The sequence below is a fragment of the Dryocola clanedunensis genome, from assembly GCF_038405435.1.
GTDB lineage: Bacteria > Pseudomonadota > Gammaproteobacteria > Enterobacterales > Enterobacteriaceae > Dryocola > Dryocola clanedunensis_A.
Window position 1 is genome coordinate 1 of sequence record NZ_JBBYHZ010000014.1, and the last position, 24,698, is coordinate 24,698.

The 24,698-nt window shown below is 57.3% G+C and carries 9 protein-coding genes and 3 pseudogenes; 5 read left to right on the forward strand and 7 right to left on the reverse strand.

From position 1 onward, the window contains the following. Nucleotides 1-152: 152 nt before the first annotated feature. Complete coding sequence (locus tag AAE045_RS20790; RefSeq protein ID WP_455549323.1) at nt 153-2,702, reverse strand: bifunctional diguanylate cyclase/phosphodiesterase; 2,550 nt, start codon at nt 2,700-2,702, stop codon at nt 153-155. Continuing rightward, entirely contained in the window at nt 2,702-5,305 is a 2,604-nt protein-coding gene (locus AAE045_RS20795; protein WP_455549324.1) for a bifunctional diguanylate cyclase/phosphodiesterase, read from the reverse strand. Before AAE045_RS20795 ends, AAE045_RS20790 begins: the two co-directional genes overlap by 1 nt. 473 nt (nt 5,306-5,778) lie before the next feature. Here AAE045_RS20795 and AAE045_RS20800 point away from each other — a divergent pair, with 473 nt between their 5' ends. The 3 genes from AAE045_RS20800 to AAE045_RS20810 all read left to right on the forward strand — a co-directional run bounded on the left by AAE045_RS20800 (nt 5,779) and on the right by AAE045_RS20810 (nt 8,264). Continuing rightward, complete coding sequence (locus AAE045_RS20800) at nt 5,779-7,083, forward strand: serine hydrolase domain-containing protein (protein ID WP_455549385.1); 1,305 nt, start codon at nt 5,779-5,781, stop codon at nt 7,081-7,083. 174 nt (nt 7,084-7,257) lie between these two features. After that, nucleotides 7,258-7,536, forward strand: a complete 279-nt coding sequence (gene yahO / locus AAE045_RS20805; RefSeq protein ID WP_455427324.1) for a YdgH/BhsA/McbA family protein — start codon at nt 7,258-7,260, stop codon at nt 7,534-7,536. Between the two features lie 443 nt (nt 7,537-7,979). Beyond that, the gene (locus tag AAE045_RS20810) at nt 7,980-8,264 is read left to right on the forward strand and encodes a hypothetical protein (protein ID WP_455549325.1); all 285 of its coding nucleotides are present in this window, start codon (nt 7,980-7,982) and stop codon (nt 8,262-8,264) included. Nucleotides 8,265-8,312: 48 nt separating this feature from the next. Here the strand turns inward: AAE045_RS20810 and AAE045_RS20815 are convergent, their stop codons facing one another. After that, on the reverse strand, nt 8,313-10,370 hold the full coding sequence (locus AAE045_RS20815; protein ID WP_455549326.1) for a beta-galactosidase: 2,058 nt from the start codon (nt 10,368-10,370) through the stop codon (nt 8,313-8,315). 10 nt (nt 10,371-10,380) lie between these two features. Then, nucleotides 10,381-11,613: an oligosaccharide MFS transporter gene (locus AAE045_RS20820; protein ID WP_455549327.1), complete on the reverse strand. Its 1,233-nt coding sequence runs from the start codon at nt 11,611-11,613 to the stop codon at nt 10,381-10,383. Nucleotides 11,614-11,943: 330 nt separating this feature from the next. On the opposite strand from AAE045_RS20820, the pseudogene AAE045_RS20825 reads away from it, so the two are divergent. Next, nucleotides 11,944-12,933 (forward strand): annotated as a pseudogene (locus AAE045_RS20825) (LacI family DNA-binding transcriptional regulator); the annotation flags it as partial. Between the two features lie 63 nt (nt 12,934-12,996). Here AAE045_RS20825 and AAE045_RS20830 read toward each other — a convergent pair. Together AAE045_RS20830 and AAE045_RS20835 are read right to left on the reverse strand one after the other, a co-directional pair. After that, nucleotides 12,997-14,385, reverse strand: coding sequence for an amidohydrolase family protein (locus AAE045_RS20830; protein WP_455549328.1), 1,389 nt, complete (start codon nt 14,383-14,385; stop codon nt 12,997-12,999). After that, nucleotides 14,372-14,770 (reverse strand): annotated as a pseudogene (locus tag AAE045_RS20835) (amino acid kinase family protein); the annotation flags it as partial. The pseudogene AAE045_RS20835 and the gene AAE045_RS20830, both read right to left, overlap by 14 nt. On the opposite strand from AAE045_RS20835, the pseudogene AAE045_RS20840 reads away from it, so the two are divergent. Then, nucleotides 14,744-14,857, forward strand: a pseudogene (locus AAE045_RS20840) (LysR family transcriptional regulator); the annotation flags it as partial. The pseudogenes AAE045_RS20835 and AAE045_RS20840 overlap by 27 nt on opposite strands. Before the next feature lie 62 nt (nt 14,858-14,919). Here the strand turns inward: AAE045_RS20840 and AAE045_RS20845 are convergent. Then, nucleotides 14,920-24,567, reverse strand: a complete 9,648-nt coding sequence (locus AAE045_RS20845; RefSeq protein ID WP_455549329.1) for an autotransporter-associated beta strand repeat-containing protein — start codon at nt 24,565-24,567, stop codon at nt 14,920-14,922. Nucleotides 24,568-24,698 lie beyond the last annotated feature (131 nt).

Consider the following 24,698-nt stretch of genomic DNA (forward strand, 5'->3'; position numbering starts at 1 on the left):
CTCCTCTGCTATACCGTTTATAACTGTTACCCATGTGGCCGGTCTAAAGTGTTACCCATGTGCCCGGTTTGTACCCTTATGCTTATCCACCTTAAAACCTGATTATCGTAGGTCGGATAGCGCAGGGTCATCCGCTGACTCCAGCCAATATTTTATAACCCCACCACGCCGTCCAGCGGGATCCAGTTTTCGAACGGCTGCGGCCTGCCGTAGTAGTAGCCCTGAGCTTTTTCACAGCCCATTTCACGCAGCTTCAACCCCATTTCCAGCGTCTCTATGCCCTCAGCCACCAGCGGAACGCCGAAGCGTTGCGACAGCATGATCACCGACGAAATCACCGCCTCGCTTTTCTTATCGTCCATCAGGCCGTTAACGAAGCCGCGGTCGATTTTCAGACAGTCGAAAGGCAGCTGGTGCAGATAAGAGAGGCTGGAATACCCGGAGCCGAAATCATCGATGGCCACCGACAGGCCCAGGCGGCGCAGGTAGCTAAGCGTCTCGATGACCCGGTTGCTGTTCTGAAGCAGGACGCTTTCGGTGATCTCCAGGCAGATATTTTTGTTCATCAGCCCGTTTTGCAGCATGCAGTTAAGCAGGTGATCGGAGAAGTCAGACTGCTGGAACTGCACTGCGGAAATATTAATATGCAGCTTGAAATCTTCCGGCGCGCCGCGCGCAATAAAAGCTGCGAGCTGGCGGCAGGCTTCCTCAATAATCCAGCGCCCAAGGTCGGTTATCATCCCCGTCCGCTCGGCAAGGCCGATAAATTTGTCCGGCGGTACAAAGCCCAGCGTGGGCGAGTTCCAGCGGATAAGACACTCCCCTTCGCTGAAGGTGCGCGCGTTGTCGAGGCTGACGATGGGCTGCATCACCAGATGGAAACCGTCGTTTTGCAGATCTTCGCGCAGCGCCTGGTGCAACTTAATGTTGTTAAGCTCGGTTTCGCGCATCTCCGGGGTGAACAGCACGCACTCGCCGTTGGCCCCTAAACGCCCCTGCTGCAGCGCCAGGCCTGCGTTCATCATGCAGTCGGTGATCGTCTCTTCGCTTAGCGTCGCCAATGCCGCCCCGGCCTGGCCGGTGTAGATATAGGTGCGGCCCTCGGCATCCGTGCGCTCGCGGCTGTCCGGCGTTCCCTGGAAGAGCGAGGAGAGCTGGTCCCAGTAAGTATCAAGATCCTTACGTTCGTTATGCTCCGGGAAGACAACGATAAACAAGTCTTCCGAGTAGCGGCAGAAGATGCTGCCGTCGGGGGAGAGCTGCACGATTTGATCGGCGAAGAACTTAATAAACCTCTGGGAGTGCGTGTGCCCCAGCGTGCTGCGCACGTCCCGGAAGTTGGTCACGCGTATCATCAGCATCAGGTTGCGGTTGCTATAAAGCGTCGGCTCGTTAAACAGGCCCGCGCGGGTTAACAGCCCCGTCGCGTTGTCGTTTTCAATCCGCTTTTTTTGCTCGCCTATCATGCCGGAGATAAAGCTGGAGGTGCTGGACAGCTCTTCTTCCAGCACGGCGATCTCAGGATACAGGCGCTGGTTACCCGCGGGTTCCCACGGCTGCTGACCCAGCAATCTTGTCTTCTCAACCAGCCTGTTCAGCGGGCGCGAGAACTGACGCACCATGATGATAAACGCCAGCACAAACAGCACGATTAACGCGGCCAGCGAGAGAAAAATTCGCGCATCCGTGTGCTTAAGCATGCCGGAGGGCAGAGACTCCGGCGTAATAATCACCAGCGTCCAGCCGAGCAGTTTCGACTCGTCCCTGACCGGGTGGGTCAGCACGTAATAATTTTTCCCCTGCTGGCTAACCTTGCGGGAGGAGTTCGTCCCCCAGCTGGCGTCCTGAAGCAGGGCATTCAGACGAGGGAACACGGAGACAGTCGATAGCTTTGCATTTTCGCCCTGCACAATGTCATTTCGTTTTGCACGCCAGCTGCTTTTCGATGAGGCGATAATCTGCTGCTTTTCATCCACCAGCAATAAAGTACTGTCGCTGGTAGGCGCCAGTTTCACCAGATAATCATTGAGCACGGAAGTATAGATATCAGCAAAAATAACCCCGGAGAAGGCGTTATTTTTCTGGCGCACGGGCATGCGGTAACCAATAACCTGGCCGTCGTTGGCGACCATATGATAGTAACTTTTGGTCCAGAAAGGGCTGCTGCTTGACTGCGCCCGGATGTACCAGGGGCGGGAATAGACGTTGAAACTATCGACGCTGTTCGCTACGCCAGAGTGTTCATTTGCGCCACGGTAGACCGTCACACGCTGCGTATCCGCCGGGGTGTTTTTTATCAGGAACACCTTGCCCGACACGGGATGCCGCTGAAAGGCAATATACTGTCCGTTCGGCGAGGCGATGCCGATGCGGGAGATAGACTCCTGCCCGGCAAAGTCCTCTTCCAGCACGTGCTGAAGCTCTTTCTCCATGGTCGGAGAAGAAATATTGTCCGCTACGCTATCCAGGTGGGAGAGCAGGATCCCCGCCAGGCGAGGCTTATCGAGGTACATTTCAATACGGTGGCTGATGTACTGGCTCTTTTCCGAGAGCGTTTTTTGCGTGGTTTGCGTAAACCAGGAGTGCATCCCCTGCTGCTGAAGCACAAACACCACGCCAATCAGCACGACCGCGCACAGCGACACCCCAAAAATGAGCATATTAGCGAAAGTGATGGGATATCTTTTTTGACTACCTTGCATTACGGCACCTCCGGAAGACCTGTCGCATCGTCATCCTTCGTCATGCCCGTCGTTCCTTTATAATAAAATCTGTCGTTTTCACAGCGCCAGTTGGCAAACACCGCAGGACGGGCAAGGTGATAGCCCTGCACCTGGTCGCAGCCCAGCGCTATCAGGCGGTCTTCTATGTCCGCCTCTTCCACACCCTCGGCAATCAGCGGCACGTTGAAGCCTTTGGCCAGCACCAGTACGGAGTTGATGACGCTGATGCTCTTCTCGTCTTTAAGCTGGCTGGAGACAAACTGGCGATCGATTTTAATGCTGTCGAAAGGCAGCGCGTGCAGATAAGAGAGGCTTGAGAAGCCCGCGCCAAAATCATCCAGCGAAATAGAGATGCCGTGGCGGCGAAGGTAGTCCAGCACCTGGCAGGCCTGCTGCATATCGCGCAGCAGCACGCTTTCGGTGATCTCCACGCAGATATTTTCGTTCTTCAGGCCGTTCAATTTGATGGTGTCCATCAGGTGCCAGGCGAAGCCCTGGTGCAGCAGCTGAATGGAGGAAATGTTGATGTGCAGCCTGAAGTCTACCGGCGCCCCGCGCCCGATCATCGCCGCCAGCTCCCGGCAGGCTTCTTCAATAATCCAGCGGCCCAGGGGAATGATTAAGCCGCTCTCTTCGGCAACCGGAATAAAGTTTTCCGGTGAAATCTCACCAAGATGGGCGGAGTTCCAGCGCACCAGACACTCACCGGCCATACAGGACTGGCGCTCGTTTTTGCCGACGATAGGCTGCAGCACGAGGTAAAGCTCATTGCTGGCAATGGCACCGCTCAGCGATTCATGCATGTGGATATTGGTTAATTCCTTCTCCAGCATGTCGTCGCTGTAAAGCCGGGTTGTCGCGTTCCCGGCTTTTTCCGCGTGGCGCAGGGCTATCCAGGCGTGCATCAGAATATCGGTGACCGTTTCCGGTTTAATATCCTGAAGCACCATGCCCGTATTACCGGTGAACAGGAAATTACTTTTACCCGGGGTATGCTCCGTGGTCACCGAAGAGAAAAGAGAATTCATCAGCTCCTGATATTTCAGGTAGTCGCTCTCCTGGTTGATGCCGGGGAAGACAATAATAAATTTATCGATGTTGTCGCGGGCAACAATAATGTTGGTCGGCAGCACTTTTCCGGCCTGCAGCAGAAATTCATTAATAAACTCATCGGCATATTTGTGGCCGAGGGTGTTCATAATTGATTTCATGTTGGTGACGTGGACCAGCGCCACCAGATTGTGGCGAACGTAGATGCGCGGATCGTTCAGCAGGCCGCTGCGGGTATACATCCCGGAAGCCACGTCGTACTCAATTTTTTTGCGCAGCTGATCGAAACTGTCAGAGAGGCGGTGCGAAAGGTTGCTGAAGCCGGATTCCAGTTCGGCTATCTCCCTGAACTGATACTGCTGTCGGCTCTCCGGCCACTGCCCGTTTTCCAGCTCTTTGGTTTTATGTGCAATCTGGCGAAGCGGCAGGGTAATTCTCGACAGCACAAAGTGCATCAGCACGGCCATCAGCAGGAAGGTCAGCATCAGGGCCGCAATCATCATGTAGTCATGCAGATTGGTCGACTCGATAATCGCCGAGGCAGGAACGATCACCACGGCCTGCCAGTTCAGACTGCCGGAAAGGTCGGAAACCGGAAAACGACTCGCAAAGTAGTTATTATGCTTAAAGGAGACTTTCGCTACTTCTGAAGGTTTCGATTTCAGCACCTCGTTTCCGATCGCCTCTATCTCCGGGGAGGAGTTATTCCGCAGGGAAGGTAAAACGGCCGCGGATTTTTCTTTGGCCGTCAGGCCGGGCTCCGAGGAGGCAATAATGTTGTTATGCTCATCGAGCACCAGCAGCGTGCTGTTTTCGTAGGGGATCAAATTTTGCAGCTTTTTGTTCAGCGCCTGAAGATGCAGCTCGCTGGCAATAACGCCGATAAAATCGCCCTGTTGGTTAAAAGCGGGAACGCTGTAGGCAATACCGAACTCTCTGGCGGCATTCAGATCCCGATAGACGGGCGTCCAGTGCGGCTTCTGGCTCTCAAAAACCGCCTGAAACCATGGCCGATGCTCCATCGCATAGTCGGCATTTTTCATCGCCACCGTCGAATGGTCGGTCAGCCCCGTGTAGGAGGTCAGCACATCCCCCGTGGCGGCATTTTTTAACGTCAGGTACTCTTCTTTGCGGTTGCTTAATTTACGGCTGATACCGATATAGTCGCCATATTTGCTGCCGAACTGAATAAGATTAAGATCGTCATTGCCCTGATAGACGCGGTTAACCACGCTCATTAAATCGGCGTAAATATCACTGACCGGCACGTTATCAGCACGATAATGTTGCAGCGCATTGCCGAGTACCGCATCCGCCTGGCGGGGGATATTAATATACTCTTCGACCGCATTTTTAAGCATGCTCGACTTAGAGACAAACAGGCTGTGGCTCATGGTATTCAGCAGGTTCTGTCTGTCCAGCAGAACGATGGCGGAAACAACCATAAACACAATGCAAAAGAATGCAATGAACAGGGTTTTGATTGTCCCGGTCAGTGTTAACGAGGAGGTCTTAAAAAAGGTTGCGATCATAATAGGTTAAAAAAATTCCTGAGACGCGGAGATCGGACGCCCGTTACGCGGCAACAGGCCTGGCCACAGCCGCGGCGCTATCGGCGGCTGGATACGATCTGCAGGAGGGCTGCTGACATAGCGTGATAATAGTTACATGGCGTAATAATCATATAATGTATCACGCCAGCCCCCTCGTTCGGGGTTTGTTTTATTTATTTTTAAACCGCACGGGCTTATTATTTTAAAGATTATCTCAACAGATTAATTTCGCAATAAATATCAACCTGTCACTCTGGCTTATTTATTTAGCCGGTAGATGATATCGGAAATATAAATAAGAAAAATTAAGGCCACGCTTTCCCGCCACGTGAACTTTAGGAATGTTGTCGCTCTGAACGAGGGATTTCCCCCCGCTAACCGACCCTGCGAATCGGCAAAAGCCTTTTACAGTAGGCAGACCATTAACCGTAAAGGATTAACCCGTGCTGAATATGAAAACCAAAATCTGCCTTACGGCATTAGCTATGGGCGTCACAGTGCAGGCCACCGCGGCGCGCACCGCCAGCGACTGCGCCACCCTGAAACTGGCGACCTGTCCTGCCCCGCTCGATAAAAACCTGCCCGACGTGAAAGATATGCTGACCTGGGATCAGCAGCAGCGCGTGATTGGCTTCCGTAACGATTACCGCTCCTATAAAGGAGACGTGTTTACAGCCGCAGCGCCGTCGCCGATCCCCGTCGCGAAGCGCGATCTCTCCGCCGCGACCTATCAGTACGACGGCAAAACCTTCACCCTCCAGGACTATCTGCAACGCAATAACGTCACCGGCATGATGGTCATCAAAGATGGCAAAATTGCCTGGGATTACTACGGCCACGGCAATACAAAAACCACGCTGTGGACTTCCCGCTCCGTGGGCAAAGCCGTGGTCTCAACGCTGGTAGGCGCGGCGGTAAAAGAAGGGAAAATTGCCTCGCTGGATGACGAAATTGTGAAATACAACCCGGACACCAAAGGTACCGCCTGGGAGCACGTCACGATTCGCCAGCTGATGCAGCACACCTCCGGCGTGAACTGGGATGAGGACTACACCAATCCGCAGTCAGATTTCGCGAAGCTGACCCAGTGCGAAGCAGGCGACGACACCTATAGCTGCGTCAATAATCTGGTCAACGATCCGCAGCGTCAAACCTGGGCCAAACCGGGCGAAGGCTGGTCATACTCTTCCGGCGGCGCATGGCTGCTGGGTGACACGCTGGAAAAAGCCACCGGCAAATCGCTGGCGCAAAACCTGCAGGAGAAGATCTGGCAGCCGTACGGCATGGTGCACGACGGCGTCTGGCACAGCTATCAGCCGGGCAAACACGATGTCGGCGCACACGGCTTCAACGCCACTCTCGAAGACTGGGGCAAGTTTGGCCTGTACGTGATGAACAACGGCGTGCTGCCGGACGGTACAAAAACGCTGCCGGATAACTGGGTTAAAGACGCCCGCACCTGGAACACGGCGAAAAATTCGGTCAGCGATGCCCATCCTGAAGGGATTTACGGCTACCAGTGGTGGAATAACAGCGTCGCAGCCAATGCCGGAGACGTGAGCCCGAAGCAGGGCCTGGACAGCCATAACACCCTGTGGGCGCTGGGAATTTTCGGCCAGATTATCGTGGTCAACCCGCAGCAGAAACTGGTGATCGTGCAGTGGTCCGCCTGGCCGAAGGCCGAGCCGTCGTTCAGCGCGCAGCCGCTGGAGGCGTCGCTGATGTTCAACGCCATCGCCAACGCGCTGGCTAAATAACGAGCAACAGTGATAAATACCAGTTTGCTCATCCGCAAGCTGGTATTTGAGCATTTTATACTTCAACTAAATATATCTTCGCCCGTTAGCTCTGTGGCAATAATCACGTTCCTGTACCATATTGTTTAGGTGGGAAAGATTCTGTTACTTATAACTAAAAACCTGAGGTTCATTATGAAGATAGCAAAAATGATTATTACAGCCCTGGCATTAACCACCGTTTCTTTCGGCGCAATTTCCGCCGAACTGCTGACCAAGGAAGCGCTGAAAGAGCATCCTGAGATGTACACCAAAGTGGGCACCATCGTGACCGACGGTGAAATGGCGCCAAGCGATGCTAAAGAAGAATTAGCGAAAAAAGCAGATGAGAAAGGCGGCGACTTCTTCGTTGTGACCTCTGCCGACACCGACCGTAAAATTCACGCCACCGCTGACGTTTACAAGAAAAAGTAAGACCTCATCCATCCAGATAGCAACGGGCAGCCTGCAAGCTGCCCGTTTTTTTATGGGTTTTGCTGTAAATTCGCACCATCTGTCGTGCTGATTAAGTGGTGGATGGCGCAGGCTTATCCACCCTACGCTCAATTTTTACAGGGCGGGTAAGCGCTTAGCGTCACCCGCCGGAAGTTGATTCACAGAAACTGATTTCACTCTCCGGCAATTCATTGCAAAAGCATTCAAACATCATTATTAGCCTGAAAATCATTTCCATTTCATCAAACATGAAACGCAGGCCATTAAAATAAAAGCATTTTATCCGGCAAAGATGTCACAAAGTCACGTTCCTTTACCGTTTGAAGGACCTGCGCCGTTTTCATTACGTTAACCTTAATAAGCCACAGCGAGATCAATCCCTTATTGATCCTGAAACTTGTTATGCAATGCAGGTTAACAAAATGAAAACATTAACCGTAGTTCTGTTAGCCGGTGCAATTTGCACGCCTTTATTCGCTACCGCAGCCGACGCCTCCGTTCCATGGGCGGACAACAGCGGCAGGACTGAAACGCAGCACATTGCCGCTATGGGTGAAAACCTCAACTATCAGCACCAGGCCATCACCAAAACCCACGAAGGCGTCTGGGCGGATAACAGCGGATCGATCAAAGCCGACGAACAGTCTTTATTGAGTCACAAACCTGAGGTTGTCGGCACTCCGGGCCTGATGCCTCATCAGGGATAATTCCCGTGTAGTCTGCCCTCTTCCCACGGGGAGAGGGCAGACTACGGGTTATCCTTTCGCTAAAAACACTTCCACCCCAAATGCCGCAAGCGAATACTGATGCCCCTTCAACCCGCCGACGTTCAGCAGCGGTTCAAGAGCACGGTTCTCTTCTGCCAGCTCGAGCGTCATCGCGCTATCGCTATAGTTCTGCACGAAAATAAATGTATTTCCGTCATTCTGTCTTGCCGTAGCGACCGCGCCTTGCGGGATCCTCATTGAGGTACAGCCAGCAATTCCATGCTTATCCGCAATCTGTCGGTAGAAATCCTTCAGGAAATCCCCCCCCGTTCTGGCGGCCAGGTAATATGCCTGCCCTTTCCCAAACGGGTTGCGCGTCAGCGCGGGTCTGCCCTTGTAGAAATCCTGCTGATAGACGCCAAGCACCCGTGCAGTTTCAGCATGAATCAGATCGCAAAGCTCAAGGCAGGCATATTCACGGCCCGACTCCTCCCAGCCTTCCCCCGTAAGGGCGATCTGATTTGTTTCACCATCGTACAGGCTGTCGATCTCTTCGGACCAGATGCCCAGCACTTCACGCAGCGGGCCGGGAAAGCCGCCGGTGTAACAGAGGTCATCTTCGTTCACGATCCCCGACCAGTAGGTAGTAATAAAGACGCCGCCCGCGGCAACAAACTCGTTCACTCGTGCGGCAAACTCTTCGTTCACCATGTAAAGCATCGGCGCGACGATGACCTGATACCGGCTGAGGTCAGAGCGCTGTGAAACAATATCCAGAGGAATATTCAGCTGCCACAAAGCCTGGTAATGCTGCTGCACCGTCTCCTCGAATTTTATACCGCAGTTGCGCGGGCCCGCCGAGTCGTTCACCGCCCAGCGGTTATCCCAGTCGTAAACAATGGCGACCTCCGCGCAGTAGTCCGTCCCAGCGGCGCTCGCCAGCTTCTCAAGCGCGACGCCGACCTGCTTCACATCCTGCCCAACGCGCGTATTGATGTGCCCTACGTGATCCACTACCGCACCATGGAATTTTTCGATTGAGCCGCGGCTTTTACGCCACTGAAAATATTGCACGGAATCCGAACCGTGGGCGATGGCCTGCAGCGCAGAAAGCTGATGCATGCCGGGCTTTTTAAGTTTGCTTACCGGCTGCCAGCTGGTCGTACCCGGCGTGGACTCCATCAGCAAAAAGGGTAACCCCGGCTTCAGGCTGCGCATCAGGTCGAAGGTGAACGCCGTGTACGAAGCCAGAGCCTGCTGATCGCGCGTCTGATGCCATTCCGGATAGCTGTCCCAGGAGATGAAATCAACCTCACGGGCGAGACGCCAGTAATCGTAGTCGTAAAATACGCCGTGGAAGTTCGTGGTAGCAGGCAGCGATGGATTGAACGCCTTCACCGACTGCACCTCATGGCGACAAAACAGCGCCACCTGCTCGCTGACGAAGCGGCGCCAGTCGATATTCAGCGCGTGGACGGACTGCTCCCCCAGCGGTCCCGGCGAGTGGATCTGGCTCCAGGATGAATATTCATGGCTCCAGAAAGTGCTCCACCAGCGGCGGTTGAGGTTGTCGAGCGTCTGGTATTTCTCTTTCAGCCAGCCGCGAAAATTCTGCTGGCAGAGTTCGCAGTGGCACTCCCCGCCGTACTCGTTAGAAATATGCCAGGCAAGCACCGCGGGATGGCTGGCATAGCGTTTCGCCAGCTGTTCGTTAATCTTCCCCGTCAGCCTTTTATAGGCCGGGGAGGAGTAGCAGTGGTTGTGCCGCTCGCCGTGCAGATTCTTATTTAACTCTTTCGTGGTTCTCAGCGTTTCCGGATAGTTTTTCGATACCCAGGCTGGCTTTGCGCCGCTCGGCGTAGCCAGAAACACAGAGATACCGCTGGCGTAAAGTTTATCGATAATCTCGTCCAGCCAGGCAAACTGGTAATTTCCTTCCTGCGGCTCTAGCTTTGACCAGCTGAATATGCCCACCGACATCACGTTGCACTTTGTCTCTTTCATCATCGCAATGTCTTTTTCAAGAATATCCGGGCGGTCCAGCCACTGATCGGGATTGTAATCTGCGCCGTGCAGGAAATTCAGCGCCGGAAATAATTTGCTCATACCGCCTCCGTTAAGCTAAGGACTCTCTCTCCTGAGAAAGATTAATGACTTTATCTTTGCTGTTTCTCAGCGAGAACACTGAGAAAAGCGTGAAGATCCCTGAAATAATTCCCAGGATAATGTATGCGTTAGCAAAACCGATGGTGTCGTATAAATACCCAACTATCGGTGAATAAACCGTAGTGGCAATGGATGCCGCAAACAGCACCAGTAAATAGATGGTGGAAGATAATTTGTGGTCGAAGTTCTGGGCGATAAATTTAAATACTGAAATAAGGATCAGCGGTTTTTCAATCGCGTGCATCATTTTTACCGCCGCAATCCACACCGGCCCCAGCGGCACGGCAGAGCCAAGTATGCGCACGGACATAATCGTCCCGGCGATGACCAGCGCCCATTTCGCCCCCACGCGGTTGACAAACCATGGCATCAGGCCCAGGAAAAGCGTCTCGAAGCAGACCTGCACGGAGGCCAGCGTGCCGTACCATTTGTTACCCACGTCAACGCTTGAGAACTGCATTGAGAAATACTGGGCAAACTGCTGGTCGTAGGTGTCGTAAATCTGGGTGACAAACAGGGTAAAAATAATCAGCATCCAGAACTGCTTATTTTTCGCCAGTTCAAAGACGTGCGCCGCTTTTAGCGATGACGTCATTTTTTCCTCTTCGAGGGTGACTTCAATTTTGGTCAGCATAAAACAGACCGCGGCCATAACGATGGCGATACTGGCCAGCCAGAATGAAAGATTAGGGTTTTCGTTAATATTACGGCCCACAATATAAGCCGCGGCCGCCCAGCCTAATGAGCCCCACATTCTTACCCGACCGTATTCAAAAGAATAGCGCCGGGAGATTTTGTCGATATAAGAGTCGATAACGCCGCAGCCGGAGTTAAAAATAATCCCCAGATAGATACCGCCCAGCACGGCGCCAATCCAGAATGAGTTCACCAGCAGTGGCGCATAGACATAAATAAAGAACGGCCCTATCGGCAGCAGCAGCGCAACGATCAGGAATATCAGTGATTTTTTCGTGCCGAACTTATCGGAAATATAGCCAAAGAACGGCTGCATGGTCAGCGCGATAAAAGCATTGATCGCGTACAGCCAGCCGGTTTTGGTGGCGCTAATCCCCAAATGCTGCGTGGTCCAGATAACAAAAAAGGCCATTGTTGAGGACCAGGCAAAGAGATAGAGGAAATCGAAAAGACTTAAAAGGATGTAGTTCCTTTTGCCGGTAACCATCTTTTTTTCCTTATGAGGGAACAGAGTCGGTGCTTCGCCGGTTTTTGGGGGGCGAATCGCGTTTTTGTTGTGTCAGGGTTGCTCTGCTGTGTCGCGGCCTTTTGCTTAAGTCAAAATGTACGACGTTCACATCAGTGGGTTACATACAATACCTGGCATATCGTTCAAACAACACCCGCTGACGCAAACTGTAAGACACCTCACATATCGTCATTTTAAAAGCTAAAAAAGGTGAAGACGATCGCAAAAACGCCGCATGTGAACGTACGACATTTTGGTATAGTAGAGCACAACAAAATGGATGAAAGCCGACAAAACGAAAAGGATCGGATGAGCAAAAGTAAAAATGCGACGCTGGAAGACGTTGCCCGCCGCGCGGGGGTTTCTTACCAGACCGTCTCCAGAGTGCTTAATAAATCTGTGAACGTAGCGGAAAAGACGCGTGTTCGCGTCGAGCAGGCAATTGAGGAACTGCGCTACGTACCTAATCGCCTGGCGCAGCAGCTCGTAGGCAAACGCGCGCTAACCCTGGGACTGATTACCACTTCCCTTGCCCTTCACGCCCCTTCGCAGATTGCCGCATCCGTTAAGAAATATGCCAGCCAGGACGGCTACCAGCTACTTATCTCAATGATTGACGAGCACAATGCCGCCGCTATTCAGCAGTCCATCAACGACTTTAAGTCCCAGTTTGTCGACAGAATTATCATTAACGTCCCGCTGGAAACCGCTACCGCCACCGCTATCGCAGAAGAGAATCAGGACGTTATCTGCCTTTTCCTCGACGTTGCGCCAGACAGCGGCGTATTTCACGTTATTTTCAACCCGGACAACGGTACCCGTGAAAGCGTTAAACGGCTGTATGAGTCAGGACACCGGCAGATGGCGCTGATGCCCGGCCCGCAGCATGCTATTTCAGCGCAGCTGCGTTTAGCTGGCTGGCAGGCCTGCCTGAAGGGCTATGGCTTAACCCCATCCGCCACGGTGTTTGGTTCATGGGATGCGCAAAGCGGCTATGAACGTACGCAGAGGCTGCTCGAGGATAAAGCGGAATTTACCGCACTGCTGGTAGGCAACGACCAGATGGCCCTGGGCGTTTTAAGCGCCTTACAGGAGGCGCAGATTGCGGTGCCACGGCAGGTTTCGGTCATTGGCTATGATGACAGCTACGAAAGCGCCTTTTTCATCCCCGCCCTCACGACCGTCCGGCTGGATCTGGACGCCCAGGGAAAAGAGGCGGTCGCCAGAGCGCTGGCGGCAGCGCCGGGCAAAGTAGCAGACAGCTGCATTCTTCAGGCGGAGTTTGTGTTGCGTAAATCGATTCAGAAAATTAAATAGCAGCGAACGCAGGTCGGATAACCACGTAGTCATCCGACATAACAGTTAAACGCCCACGCTTCCCCAGACCATCTCACCCTTATGGAAAGTGGCGGTACGCGGTGAAATGCGCGCGACCGCTTCCGCAGAGCAGGATGCGTCCACCAGCACGAAGCTTGCGTCGTCCTCAGCCTTAGGCCACACCCGCTCGCCGCTGTCGTTAAGCGGCAGGATATTCCCGGTGGCAATCGCCAGCGATCGCGACAGCGACAGCTCGCTCGGGCGGACGTAGAGCTGGGCGTAGAGGTTCGCCTTCTCCAGCATGTCCCCCAGGCCGTACGGCGACCAGTGGTCGATCACGCTGTCGGTGCCCGTCATCACAAACACGCCCTTCTCCTGAAGCTGCTTTAGCGGCATATGCATCGTGCCGATGGGAACGGTTGAGGCGAGGGTTATCCGCTGGGCCGCCATGCGCGCGCCGATGGCGTCCACCTCCTGCTCGTTCATCATCGCCAGCGCAAAGCCGTGGCTGATGGTCAGCTTGCCCTTGAGCTGCGGGGTTTTCTCCACCGTTTCAACCATATACTTCACCGCAGCGATGCCCGCCGGGCTGGTTTCATGCAGGTGAATGTCCACGCCTTTATTGTAATCCAGCGCGATCTGGAACATGGCGTCGAGGGATTTTTCCATCGCGCCGTCAACGTTTGTTGGATCAAGGCCGCCCACGTAGTGCGCCCCGGCCTGCATCGCGTCGCGCATCAGCGCTACGGAGTTGGAGTGCAGCAGACCGTGCTGCGGGAAGGCGACGATTTCACAGCTGAAGCCGGATTTACGCTGCTCCAGCACCGCCTGCAGGTTTTCCAGATTCTTAAGCCCCGACACCGGCTCCACGTTGCAGTGGCTGCGGGCGATGGTCGAGCCCTTCGACTGAATCAGGTCGATGAGCTTCCCGGCGCGCTCCCGGGTATAGGGCTGCAGCTCCGGCAGCAGCTTTTGCTCCAGGGCAATCATGTCCATGATGGTTGTCCCCTGCGGGCGGTTGTGAACGCGCCACGGGCCGCCGTAGAAGGTTTTGTCCAGATGGATGTGCATGTCGCGCATGGCGGGCAGCAGCAGTCTGCTCCCGGCATCGTAGTGGGCAAGCGCGGCGTCCGGGTGCTGCCTGTTTGCGAGCAGGGCCGCAATTTTGCCGTCTTTAATTTCCAGCGTTGTCAGCTCGGTTTTGGTTGCCACCACGGTTTGCCCGTCGCGCGCAAAGCCGGCCTCCAGCAGCACGTTGTCCAGATAGTAATGCTTTTCTTTAATGGCGCTCCTGGCGTTGGCTGGCTCACAGGTCGCTGATGCAGGTTTAGCAGCATACGCCATCGACCCCGTTGCGCCCAGAATCGCGCAGGCCGCCGCCATCTTGCCGCCGCCGCTTAAAAAGTTACGGCGGCTTTTGTCAGTTGTGCTCATCGGGTTCTCCCTCTCGATCATTAACAATATGCGTGCCGGTTTCGCCGCGCAGGGCTTCCGGCAACTTCTCTGGCGTGGTGATAATCACACGCCTGCTGCCGTGGCGCAGAAAGGCGAGGCTGGCGGTAATTTTCGGCAGCATGCTGCCCGGCGGGAAGTGGCCTTCGGCGCTGTAGCGCGCCATTTCCGCTACCGTGACCTCATTCAGTTCGCGCTGCTCCGGCCTGCCGAAGTGGACGCACACTTTCTCCACGCCGGTGGTGATAATCAGAATGTCCGCGCTGACTTCACGGGCCAGCAGCGCGGTGGAGAGATCTTTGTCGATAACCGCGTCAACGCTCCGGTAGTCGCCCTGCGCGCTGCGGATCACCGGGATGCCGCCACCGGGCAGGTGACGAGGTGGATTAAAAAGCAGTTTGGCGCAGGAGGATTGTTAGCGGAGATTTATGCGGTTTTGCTGTACCGGGAATGATTAATTTTGTCGGATGACGCTGCGCTTACCCGACCGGGGATCGCAGCGTCATCCTCCTTTTTCTAGAAGCGGATCTTCATCCCCAGCGATCCGTTAAAGTCGTTCTCGATTTTGCTGTTCGAGCCGCCGTTCTGGAAGCTCCTGCCCACCTCGGTGTAGGCCTGCACGTCTTTGGTGACCGCCCAGGTTGTCCCCACCGCCACTTCCGTTGTGCTGTACTGCTGGTCCGCCGTGATGGTCGTTGCGCCCGCGTTGCTGGCGGTATTCTCAAAGCTCGCCGTGTCGCTGCCGTCGGAAAGCTCCTGCCACAGGTTGACCCGCACGTAGGGCTTCACCTTGCCCTGGCTGGTGTCGTAGTCCGCTGAAAGCCTCAGGCCCAGGCGGCCAATAATCGCGTCGTCAGCGTCGATGGAGGCACGGGTTTTAGCGTCGCCTTTTAAAGTGACGCTGTCAAAATCGCTGTGCTGCCAGATGAGCTGCGCCTGCGGTTCGATGGACCAGTTGCTGTCCCACAGCGCCCACGGTTTGCCCACTTCGACCGACGCGAGATAGCTGTTGCCGTCCGGGCTGTAGGTGTCGTTCTGCTGCTGATTTTTCAGATCGACGCTGTGGTTGCCGTACTGCAGAACGTTGTCGACGTAGAAGCCGTTTTCATGCGTCCAGGTCGCGTAGCCGCCGAGATAAACCGACAGCGTGGAGTTATAGCCCGCTACGCCGTAGCCGCCGCTGTTTTCGCCCTTAACGCTGCTGTCGACGTCCAGCACGGTGGTGTACAGCCCGGCCCGCCAGTTCTGGTCGTAGTACAGGTCGAAGCCCATCTGCATCCCGTTGATGCTGGTATCAGACTCGCTGCGGGTCTGGTCGTTAAGCTTTTGATTGCTCGACTGGGCGATATAGCGCGCCCAGAAGCGCGGCTCGTTATCCTCCGGTACGTTAACGTTATACGGCTCCTCGTCCCCCACGCGCAGATGCAGCGTGCCGAGCACGGCCAGGTCCGCCTGGCGAATGGTTGAGGCCACGCTGGTAAAGACCGGTACTTCAGGGCGGTAAGCCGTGCGCAGGAACCAGTCCTCGCCCTGCCCCTGTGCGTTACCGGCAAACAGGCGATACTCCCACGCGCCCGCTTCCAGATGGTCTGCGCCTATGGTGAACGCATCTTTAGTGGTCTGCGCGGTGGTGGTCGCGCCGTTGGTGGCCTGCACCACGGCAATACCGTCGCCGTCCGTCTGCTCGCCGAGCTGGCTGACGTCGATATCCAGCAGGGTTCTGCCGCTCGCCGTGCCGCCGTTGATCACCAGCCTGTCCGCCACGCCCGGGCTGTGCTGCTGGGCGGCGATTTGCACCGTGCCGTCCAGGCCAACGTAATCGCCGTTGACCGTCAGCGTCGAGCCGACATTCCTGCCGCGCAGGCTAACCGTGCCCTGGTTGACGAGCGCGCCAACTACCTGATTCTGGCCGCCGGTATCCAGCAGCGCCCCCCGGCTGACAACGTGGGCAGAGTCCGCGCTGAACTTGTTCGCGCCCAGCGCCCGCAGCGTTCCGCTCTGCACAAGCGTGGTGCCGCTGTAGCTGTTATTACCGCTGAGTATCGTGCTGCCGCTACCCTGCTGCCAGAGCTGGCCGCTGCCGGTGATATCGCCGTTCAGCAGCAGCGTATTGCTGCGGTTTACCTGCAGCACGCCGTTGTTGAGGATATCCCCCGTCACGCCGCCGGTTTCCCCGCCCGTCCCCAGCTGAAGGTTGCCCTCGCTGATCGTGGTGCTGCGGAGATAGGTACTGTCCTGGGTCAGGGTTAACGTACCCGCGCCGACTTTGGTGAGCGCGCCCAGGCCGCTGACCGCTGAGAGCAGGGACACGCTGTTGCCGTTGGTATCTATCGTGCCGCCGGTAAGGCCAAGGATGACGGCGCGTGCCGTGTCGAAGGCCGCGCCGTAGCGCAGCGTCCCGCCGTTCAGCGCAACGTTCGTTCCGGCCTGCCCGAGGCTGGCGTCACGCGCGACCTGCAGCACCCCGCCGCTGACGGTAGTGCCGCCCGCATAGCTGTTTTCGCCGTTCAGCAGCAGCGTACCGAGATCGGTTTTATCGATGCCGCCGCTGCCCGCAATCGCCGAGTTGATGGTGGTGGTGTATCTCGCGCCCCGCAGAGTCCCGTCCCCAACGCGCAGCTTTGTGTCGGCCGTGTTGGTGGTGATCGTCCCGTCGTTAATCACGTAGCCGTCGGTGGTGAACTGCGCGCCGCTGATGCGCACTTCGCCCAGGCTGTTATCCACCGTGACGTTGCCCGCCTCGCCGCCAAAGATGGCAAACGAACCGTCGCTGAACGGCGCGTTGATGCGGCCCGCGGGTTTAACCGCATCCGTCGACCAGTTGTCGTTCCCGGCGCTGTTCTGCCACACGCCGTCGCCGCCCTCAATTTCACGGTTGTTTTTCGTCGAGCCGTCCGCCGGGCCGTTGCCGTCCCAGAAGTTCAGGACCACGCCGGTGCGGTTGATCAGGTTGACCTGGCCCGCCACCGAGGTCTGCACATACAGGTCGTCCGCCGCCGGAGGCGCGGAGCCGATATCAAGCGTGTTATCGGTCAGGCTGCCCGTGTAGTTGAAGACCCGGTAGACGCCGACGTCGAACGAGCCGCCCGGCGTCTGGGTGATGTTCAGCTTGCCGTCGAGGTTCAGATCGCCGTTGACGTTAATCAGATCGTTGAGCGCCCCACCGGCGGTAAACGCCCGGCCAAACTGGAAGTCCAGCTGCGAATTCTGGTTAAGGGTCATGGCCCCGGTGGTCAGCTCTCCGACGCTGGTTAAGTCCGCCCCGGCGGCAAGATGGGCGTTATCCGCCACGTTTACCGCGCCGCCAATCACCCCGGCACCGCCAAGCGTGGCGCCGTCGTTCACCGTTACGTTCCCCGTCGCGGCCTGCTGGTTGCCGTTAACCAGCAGCGCGCCCTGCTGCACGGAGGTCGCCCCGGTCCAGGTATTATCCCCGGTCAGGGTCAGCGTACCGCTGCCGACTTTTCCGAGGCTGCCGCCGCTGCCGCTGATAACCCCGCTGATGGTGTCATTCAGGTTCAGGCTGCCTTCGTTCAGCGTCGCCGCGCCCAGTTCAACGTTACCCGCCCCGCTAAGCGAGCCCACAGTGGTAGCGCCGCTGACGCCAGAGGCGTTAACCACGCCGCCTGCGTTATTGGCAACTGTTGCGGTATCGGCCTGGGCCGCATCGGCAATGTTTACCGTACCGGTACTGGTGATGCGGGCAAGCCCCGCGCTGGCCTCGCCGAGCAGGTTCAGGGTGCTGTTTGCCAGAATCGTAAACAGCCCCTGGCCGCCGGTTGCGTTATCGGCAACGTTCACCACGCCACCGTTTTGCGCGGTGACCGTACTGTTCGCCGCGCTCGCCGTATCGTTAAAGTTCAGCGTGCCGTTATCCAGCGTGAAGGCGTGACTTTCGGCCTGCGCCGCATTGTTAAAGGCCAGCGTCCCCTGCTGATTTACGGTGACGGCGCTGTCGGCTTTGCCCAGCGCCCCCGTCGCGCTGGCGTTAACCGTCACCGCCGCGCTGCCGTTTTTGCCGGTAATGGTGGTATCGCCCTGGTAAGTATTGGCGCGGTCGAGGTTAAGCACGCTGCCGTCCGAACCGGCAGACGTATCTTTTACCGTCAGCTGTCCCGCGCCGCCGATCAAGCCGGTTGGGGTAAAGGTGTTGCCGTAGAGATCGAACTGCCCGCCCCCCGCTTCGCTCAGGAAGATGGGGCGTGGAGTAGTAAAGTCAGCGCCGATTTGCAGCGTTGAATTGTTGTTGATCAGTATCGACGTACCCGCCAGGCCAAGGTTTTCATCGGCGGAAACCTGAAGCGTGCCGCCGTAGATTTCCGTGCCGCCGCGCCAGCCGTTGCTGCCGGTCAGAATGAGCCTGCCCGGATCGTACTTGAGGAATTTAAGCACGTCCGTCGAGCCGCTGTCCTCGACCAGGTTTGCGGCTACGGTCGCGGTAGTTGTCTCACCCGCACCGCCCGCGCCCACCCGGACAATGTAATAAGCGTCGGCCGCCGTTTCGCCCTCGGCGGCATAATTGTTTGACGGCACCAGCCCCTGGGAACGAACCATATTCAGCGGCACCGTGCCGCCCGCGCCGCCGCTCAGGTTGTAGCCATCCACGGTGAACTGCATTCCGGCATTGTAAATCGAGCCGTCGATGTCGCTCAGCACCACGTTGCCGCCGGTGCCGGAGAATACGGCGTACTGGCGCTGCTGCCAGGGCGCGTTGCCCTGGCCGTTTTCGGTTGTCCAGTTGTTGGTCGCCTCCAGCGATCCCGCGTACCAGACGCCGTCGCCGCCCTGGATAGTGCCGTCCCCCTCGATGCCGGTTGGCCCCTGGCTGTTGCTCACCCGAGAGCCATCCCAGAATTCGAGGTTGGCTCCGTCATTGGCAAAGCCGACCACCAGGTTAACCTGACCGGGTAACGCCGTCTGCACGCTGTAGACGGAGGTATTGCCGACCGGCAGGGTGCCGATATCCAGCCCCTGATTGTTCAGCGCCCCACCATAGTTGAACAGGCGGTAGATCCCAGGCGCAAAGAGGCCGCCCGGCGTCAGCGAAACGTTGACCACGCCGTCCAGCAGCAGGTTCTGGCCGACGGTCACCAGATCGTTCAGCGCGCCGCCGGGGGTAAAGACCTGGCCCAGATCGAACTGGCTGCTGGTGGTTGAAGAGAGATTAAGGCTGCCATTCACAGTCAGCCCGCCCGCACCGCCGTCACCCGGCGTCAGGACGGTATTTGCGCCGAAGGTGGCGTTGCCACCAATTGTGCCCGTTCCGCCAAGCGTTGCGCCGTTCGCCACGGTCGTGTCGCCAGTCGCTCCCTGCTGGTTGCCGTTGACCAGCAGCGTACCTTGATTAACCTGCGTAACGCCGCCATAGCTGTTTGTGCCGCCAAGCCGCGTGACGCCCGCGCCGTCCTGGTGGAACTGGCCGCTGCCGGTGATAGCGCCGTTGAGCGCCACCGCATCGGAACGGTTAACCGTCAGAATGCCGTTGTCGGTTATCGCGGTTTGCGTCGACAGGCCGCCCGTCGTGCCGCCGCTGCCGAGCTGAAGCGCGGCCCCCGAATCAATCAGCGTGCTGCCGGTGTAGGTGTTATTGCCAAGCAGAATGGTGCTGCCCCCGGAGCGTTCAAGGCCGCCGCTGCCGCTGATAACGCCGCTATAGGTCTGCGACTGCAAACCGTCGAACACCAGCAGGCTGGCCGGATCGCTGGTCACTACGCTGAAGTCGTTGATCGAGCTTTTGCCGCTATTAACCGCGTTGTTGCCGCTGCGTAATGTGGCTCCGCCATTGATACTGATGCCCTGAGCGCCGCTTAACGCCAGGTCGCTGGCCACGCGAACGTCCGCATCCGCGCCGTTCAGCGTCAGCTGGCTCCAGCCGCTGCCGATGTTGGTGCCGATGGAGATATTGTCGGCACCAAGCGATCCAATCACCGCGCTGGTATTGTTGAACGTCAGCGTATTGTTACTGCCGCCTTCGTTAAGCAGATGCAGCGTGCTGTCGGTGTTGACGTTGCCAAGCGTGGCACTGTCGTTGCCGTCCGCGCCGGTAAAGGTGACGCCGCCCGCAAGCGTGCCGCTGTTCCAGGTAAATCTGTCGCTGCCGCTGCCGCCGATAATCTCGCCCTGCGTCGACCCGCCCGCGAGGGTAATCGCATCGTTGCCGCTGCCTGACAGGATTGCCGTCGCCCCTGCATCTCCCGCCGTCAGCGTGCCCTGGTTGGTTATCGTGTTATTACCCGCGCCGCTGGCGTCGATCACCGTTTGCGTCGGGCTGCTGCTGGACAGGGTGCCGACGTTGAGAATAGTGCGGTTTGCCGCCGCGCCGTTGATCTGCACCAGCGCCGAGCCGTTGAGTATGCCCGTTGAGGTTACCGAACCGCTGTTGGTAAAGGACGAGGCGTTATTGGCCAGAACGGTGCTGTTGACGTTGCTGCTGGTCTGAATGGTGCCGCTGTTGGTGACAGCACCGGCATCGGCTGCGGAAATCGCTGCCCCCGCCGTGCCGCCCATGGTGATATTGGCCCCGGAGTTCACGCTGCCGCTGGTGCGGGCCAGAATCCCCACGCTGTCCGCGCCGCTGCCATTAATGGTGTAGCCCGTCCCGATTGTCAGATCGCCCGTCGTGTTCAGGCCGCCGGGGCGTTCGAAAGCAAAGCCGGAGCCGCTGCCCGCCACGTTCAGGATGTTACCCGCGCCTTCCGCGTCAAAGGTAACCGCCGTACGGATCGCCGGGCCGTCACCCGCGTTGATGGTCACGCCGTTGAGTGAAATGTTGCTGCTGTCGGCGTTGTTGTTGATGCCCGCGCCGCTGCCGGAAATGTTGATGGTCGTGTCGCTGGCGGTCAGGGAGCTTGCCCCGGTATCCAGACGGATGCCGTCCGCCCCGCCGCTGGCGGTAATCAGGTTATTCGTCCCGCCCAGCGTCAGCGTTGCGCCATTATTAATCAGCTGCACGGCCGCCAGACCGCCGTTGGCCGTCACAGAGCCAAGCTGAGTCACCTGCGCCCCTGCGCCCTGAACTTTCACCCCCACGTTGCCGCTGTTGGCCGCGCCGCTGACGGTGATGTCCCGGCTGTTGGTCAGCGTGCCGCGATCCTGAATATAGACGCCGATATTATTGGTGCCCGTGACCTCTATCGGCGCGTTGTTAACGCCCACCCCGGAGTCATGCAGGTACAGGCCGATATTATTGTTGCCCGCAAGCCGCATGCCGTCGCCGTTAATCGTCACCTGGCCGTCGTGGGAAACATCGTAGCCTTTGATGCCGCTCTGGCTCGCCGTGGTTTCCGTATCGGCAAAGGAGGTCACGGTGGTTGGCAGCGCCTGATCCGCCTGCCCGATATCGCCGTTGATGGAATAGTTGCGCCCGTCCACCACCACGGCGGTAGTGTTGTTCGCACCGAGAATTATGCCGCCGTTGTTGATAGTGCCGACTGCCCCCCCGGTAACCTTCACGCCAACGCCGTTTTCACCGTTCACGCGGATAGTTGCCGGACCGGTATTCAGCCTGGTGGCCACGTCATCACCGGTACCAATGGTGCCGTCCGGGCCATCGTCCCGCCCGTTGGCAAAGACGCCCGTAGAGCCCACGCCCGCCACGGTCAGATCAAACGGCAGCGCCGACGCGCCGGTAGTCCCGTCGAAGATCGCACCGTGATCGACCACAAAGAGTATCGAGCCGCTCTGTAGATTGTCGTTCAGCGTCGCGCTGCTCAGGTTGATCTTTGCGTCCTGGCCGTAGGCGTAGTAGCCAATCTGATTCGTGTTGTTGAAGGTCAGCGTGGCCGCCGGGGTAACGTTGACGGTTGCGGTGCCGCGGGCGTGAACGCCAATGGCCCCCGCCGCGAGCAGGCGGATGGTCGAAGAGATATTGGCCGTTGCCGCCGCGTTCACCCCTTCGGCATAGACCGCGTAGTTGCGGTAGGTGTACGGATTGCCGTCGCTGTTGCCGGTGTCTCCCGCGCCGCCAACGGTGATGATACCGCTGGCTGAGGAGTCCACGCTGGCCGTAGCCTGCTCCGCCAGCACGTTGATGGCCACATTGTTGTCGCCGAGGACGTTAATCTGCCCGTTGTTGGTCACGTTGCCGGTATCGATAACAGACAGGCCGTAGTTCGGCGCGGCCGCACCGTTTACGAGGTTCCCCAGAACGTTAATGACGCCGTTATTGATCGCCGCACCCGCAGCGCCGTCCACCAGCAGGCCTACGGCATTACGCGTGTTCAGCCCGAGGTTGATTGTCCCGTCGTTGGTCACCGCCCCGCTGCTGCTGGTGCGGATGCCCGCTGAGCGCTCGTTGCTGCCCACCATCGGAGAAGGCGTGCCGGTTAGCGTACTGGTTATCGGCGTGGTGCCCACGGCAATGCGCCCGGTACCGGTGTTAGTAAAGGTCGAAGCCCCGGAGATATCCGCACCGATGCCCGCCGAGCGCCCTTCTGCATTGTACGGGTTCCCGACAATCGCTATGGAGCCGCTGTTTGTCGCGGTGGTTGAGTCCTGCGCCCGCATCCCGGCAACGCCCGCAGAGGTGGTGTCCGGAAGCGCGACGTTGATGTAGCCCGTGTTGTTCAGCGTGCTGGTGCCGCTGCCCTGCATCGCACTGGTTCCCTGGTTGTGCTGGGCGACGACAGAACCATCTTTTTCAATCAGCAGGCCGGCGTTAAGCGTGCCGCTGTTGGTTGCCGTTGCGTTGGTGGCCTGCATGCCAATGCCCGCAGGGCTGAGTGCGCTGCTGCGCCAGAGGTTGATATTGCCGCTGTTGGTCAGCGTCGCGTTGCTGTCGGCGCGCATTACCGCGCTCGCCCCGTCAACGGCCAGGCTGCCGGTCTGGGTCACGTTGCCAGCGGCGCTAAACCCGGTGGCATAAATGATATTCAGATCGCCGGTGGCAAGCGTCGCGTTATTGTTATGCGCCAGGCTGTCCTCCCAGACGTGCCAGGAGAGATTCACCCGGTTCTGCTGCTCCTTTTGCAGCAGGCTGGAGATGATGCTGTCGTAGGTGTTCTGCGCCACGGTCACCGAATCAATCGTATTGCTGCCAAACTGCGCGGGCAGCGTTACCCCACCGCTCAGCCACAGCTGTATCTGGCTGTTGCCGCGGTACACTCCCTGTCCAAGGAGAAAGTCGTTCACCGTAGCGATATCCGCCTTCGTCAGGATGGGGAAAGTGAGGGAAGGGTTAATCGGGCTGAGCCCTATCCGGTTCCCCACCTTGACGTAATTGGGCAGCGTAATGGTGTCGTTATACTGTGAGCTTACCGCCTGATAGCTTTGCTCGTCGCTGTTGATAACCGGCGCGGGGGCAAAATGAATGTAGTTATCAGACTGCCAGTTCACAGTGCTGGTCGGGACGTCCGTCGCGGTGGCGCGGGCAAGAATGCTATTTTTTGCCAGCAGCTCAATACTGTTTGTCGGCGCTAAAATGGGCGTGGCTGAAGCGGTATCCGAGCCGACGTTAATGTTCGCCGTGCCGCCAACGGATTCAATGCTGGCAATGCTGAAGTTGTTGTAAATCTGGAATGAATTTGGATCGTAAACCGGCAGCGTCAGGTTGCCGACCTGCGAAGCTCCGGGCGCTGAGAACGTGGTGGAGTCATAGACGCTGATCACGGAGTAGCTGCCCTCAAGCCCCGGAACCTCGACGTTCAGCTCCTGATTTTGCAGCGGCGTAACGGGGTTGGTTGAGTAGCTGAACTGGTCGATATTAGCTGAGGTGATTGGCACGCTTGCGCTGCCGGAGCTGGTGGACGTTATTGTAGTGATACGCCCCCGATCGGCGCCGGTGCTGTCAGAAAGGGCATTGCGTACCAGCACTGGTCTTGCCGCCCCGCTGGAGCCTGCGGCAAAAGAAGGAAGTGGCCCAAGGATATTCAGCGTGGTGCCCGAGGCAAAGTGGTTTGCCGTGCCGGTGTCGTTATCGATAGTAAAGGCAGTGCCGGTATTTACGACCGCGTCATAGTTTACGCCGGTCGGGAAGAGATAAGTGGGGTAAGCGCTTGCCCACTGAACATCGTCGGCAAACGCCGGGACGCTCGCCAGGGTCAGCGCGATGGCCGTTGCGGCCTGCAGCGTGCTGCGGGATTTTTTCTTTTGGCTTTTGGTGATTTCAGCCGCTGCAACGTAGCCTTGTTTTGTCTCGCTCCAGACCAGACGGTAAATTTTATTCATCGTTCGTTTCCATTTTAATCATGGTTTTCAGGGATCAACAGGAATGCGGCAACATTAAAAATGTTTATCGAAGAAGACTTTCTGTTTCGAAAAATGAATGAAAAACCAGGATAATTAGCTTATTGAATTGC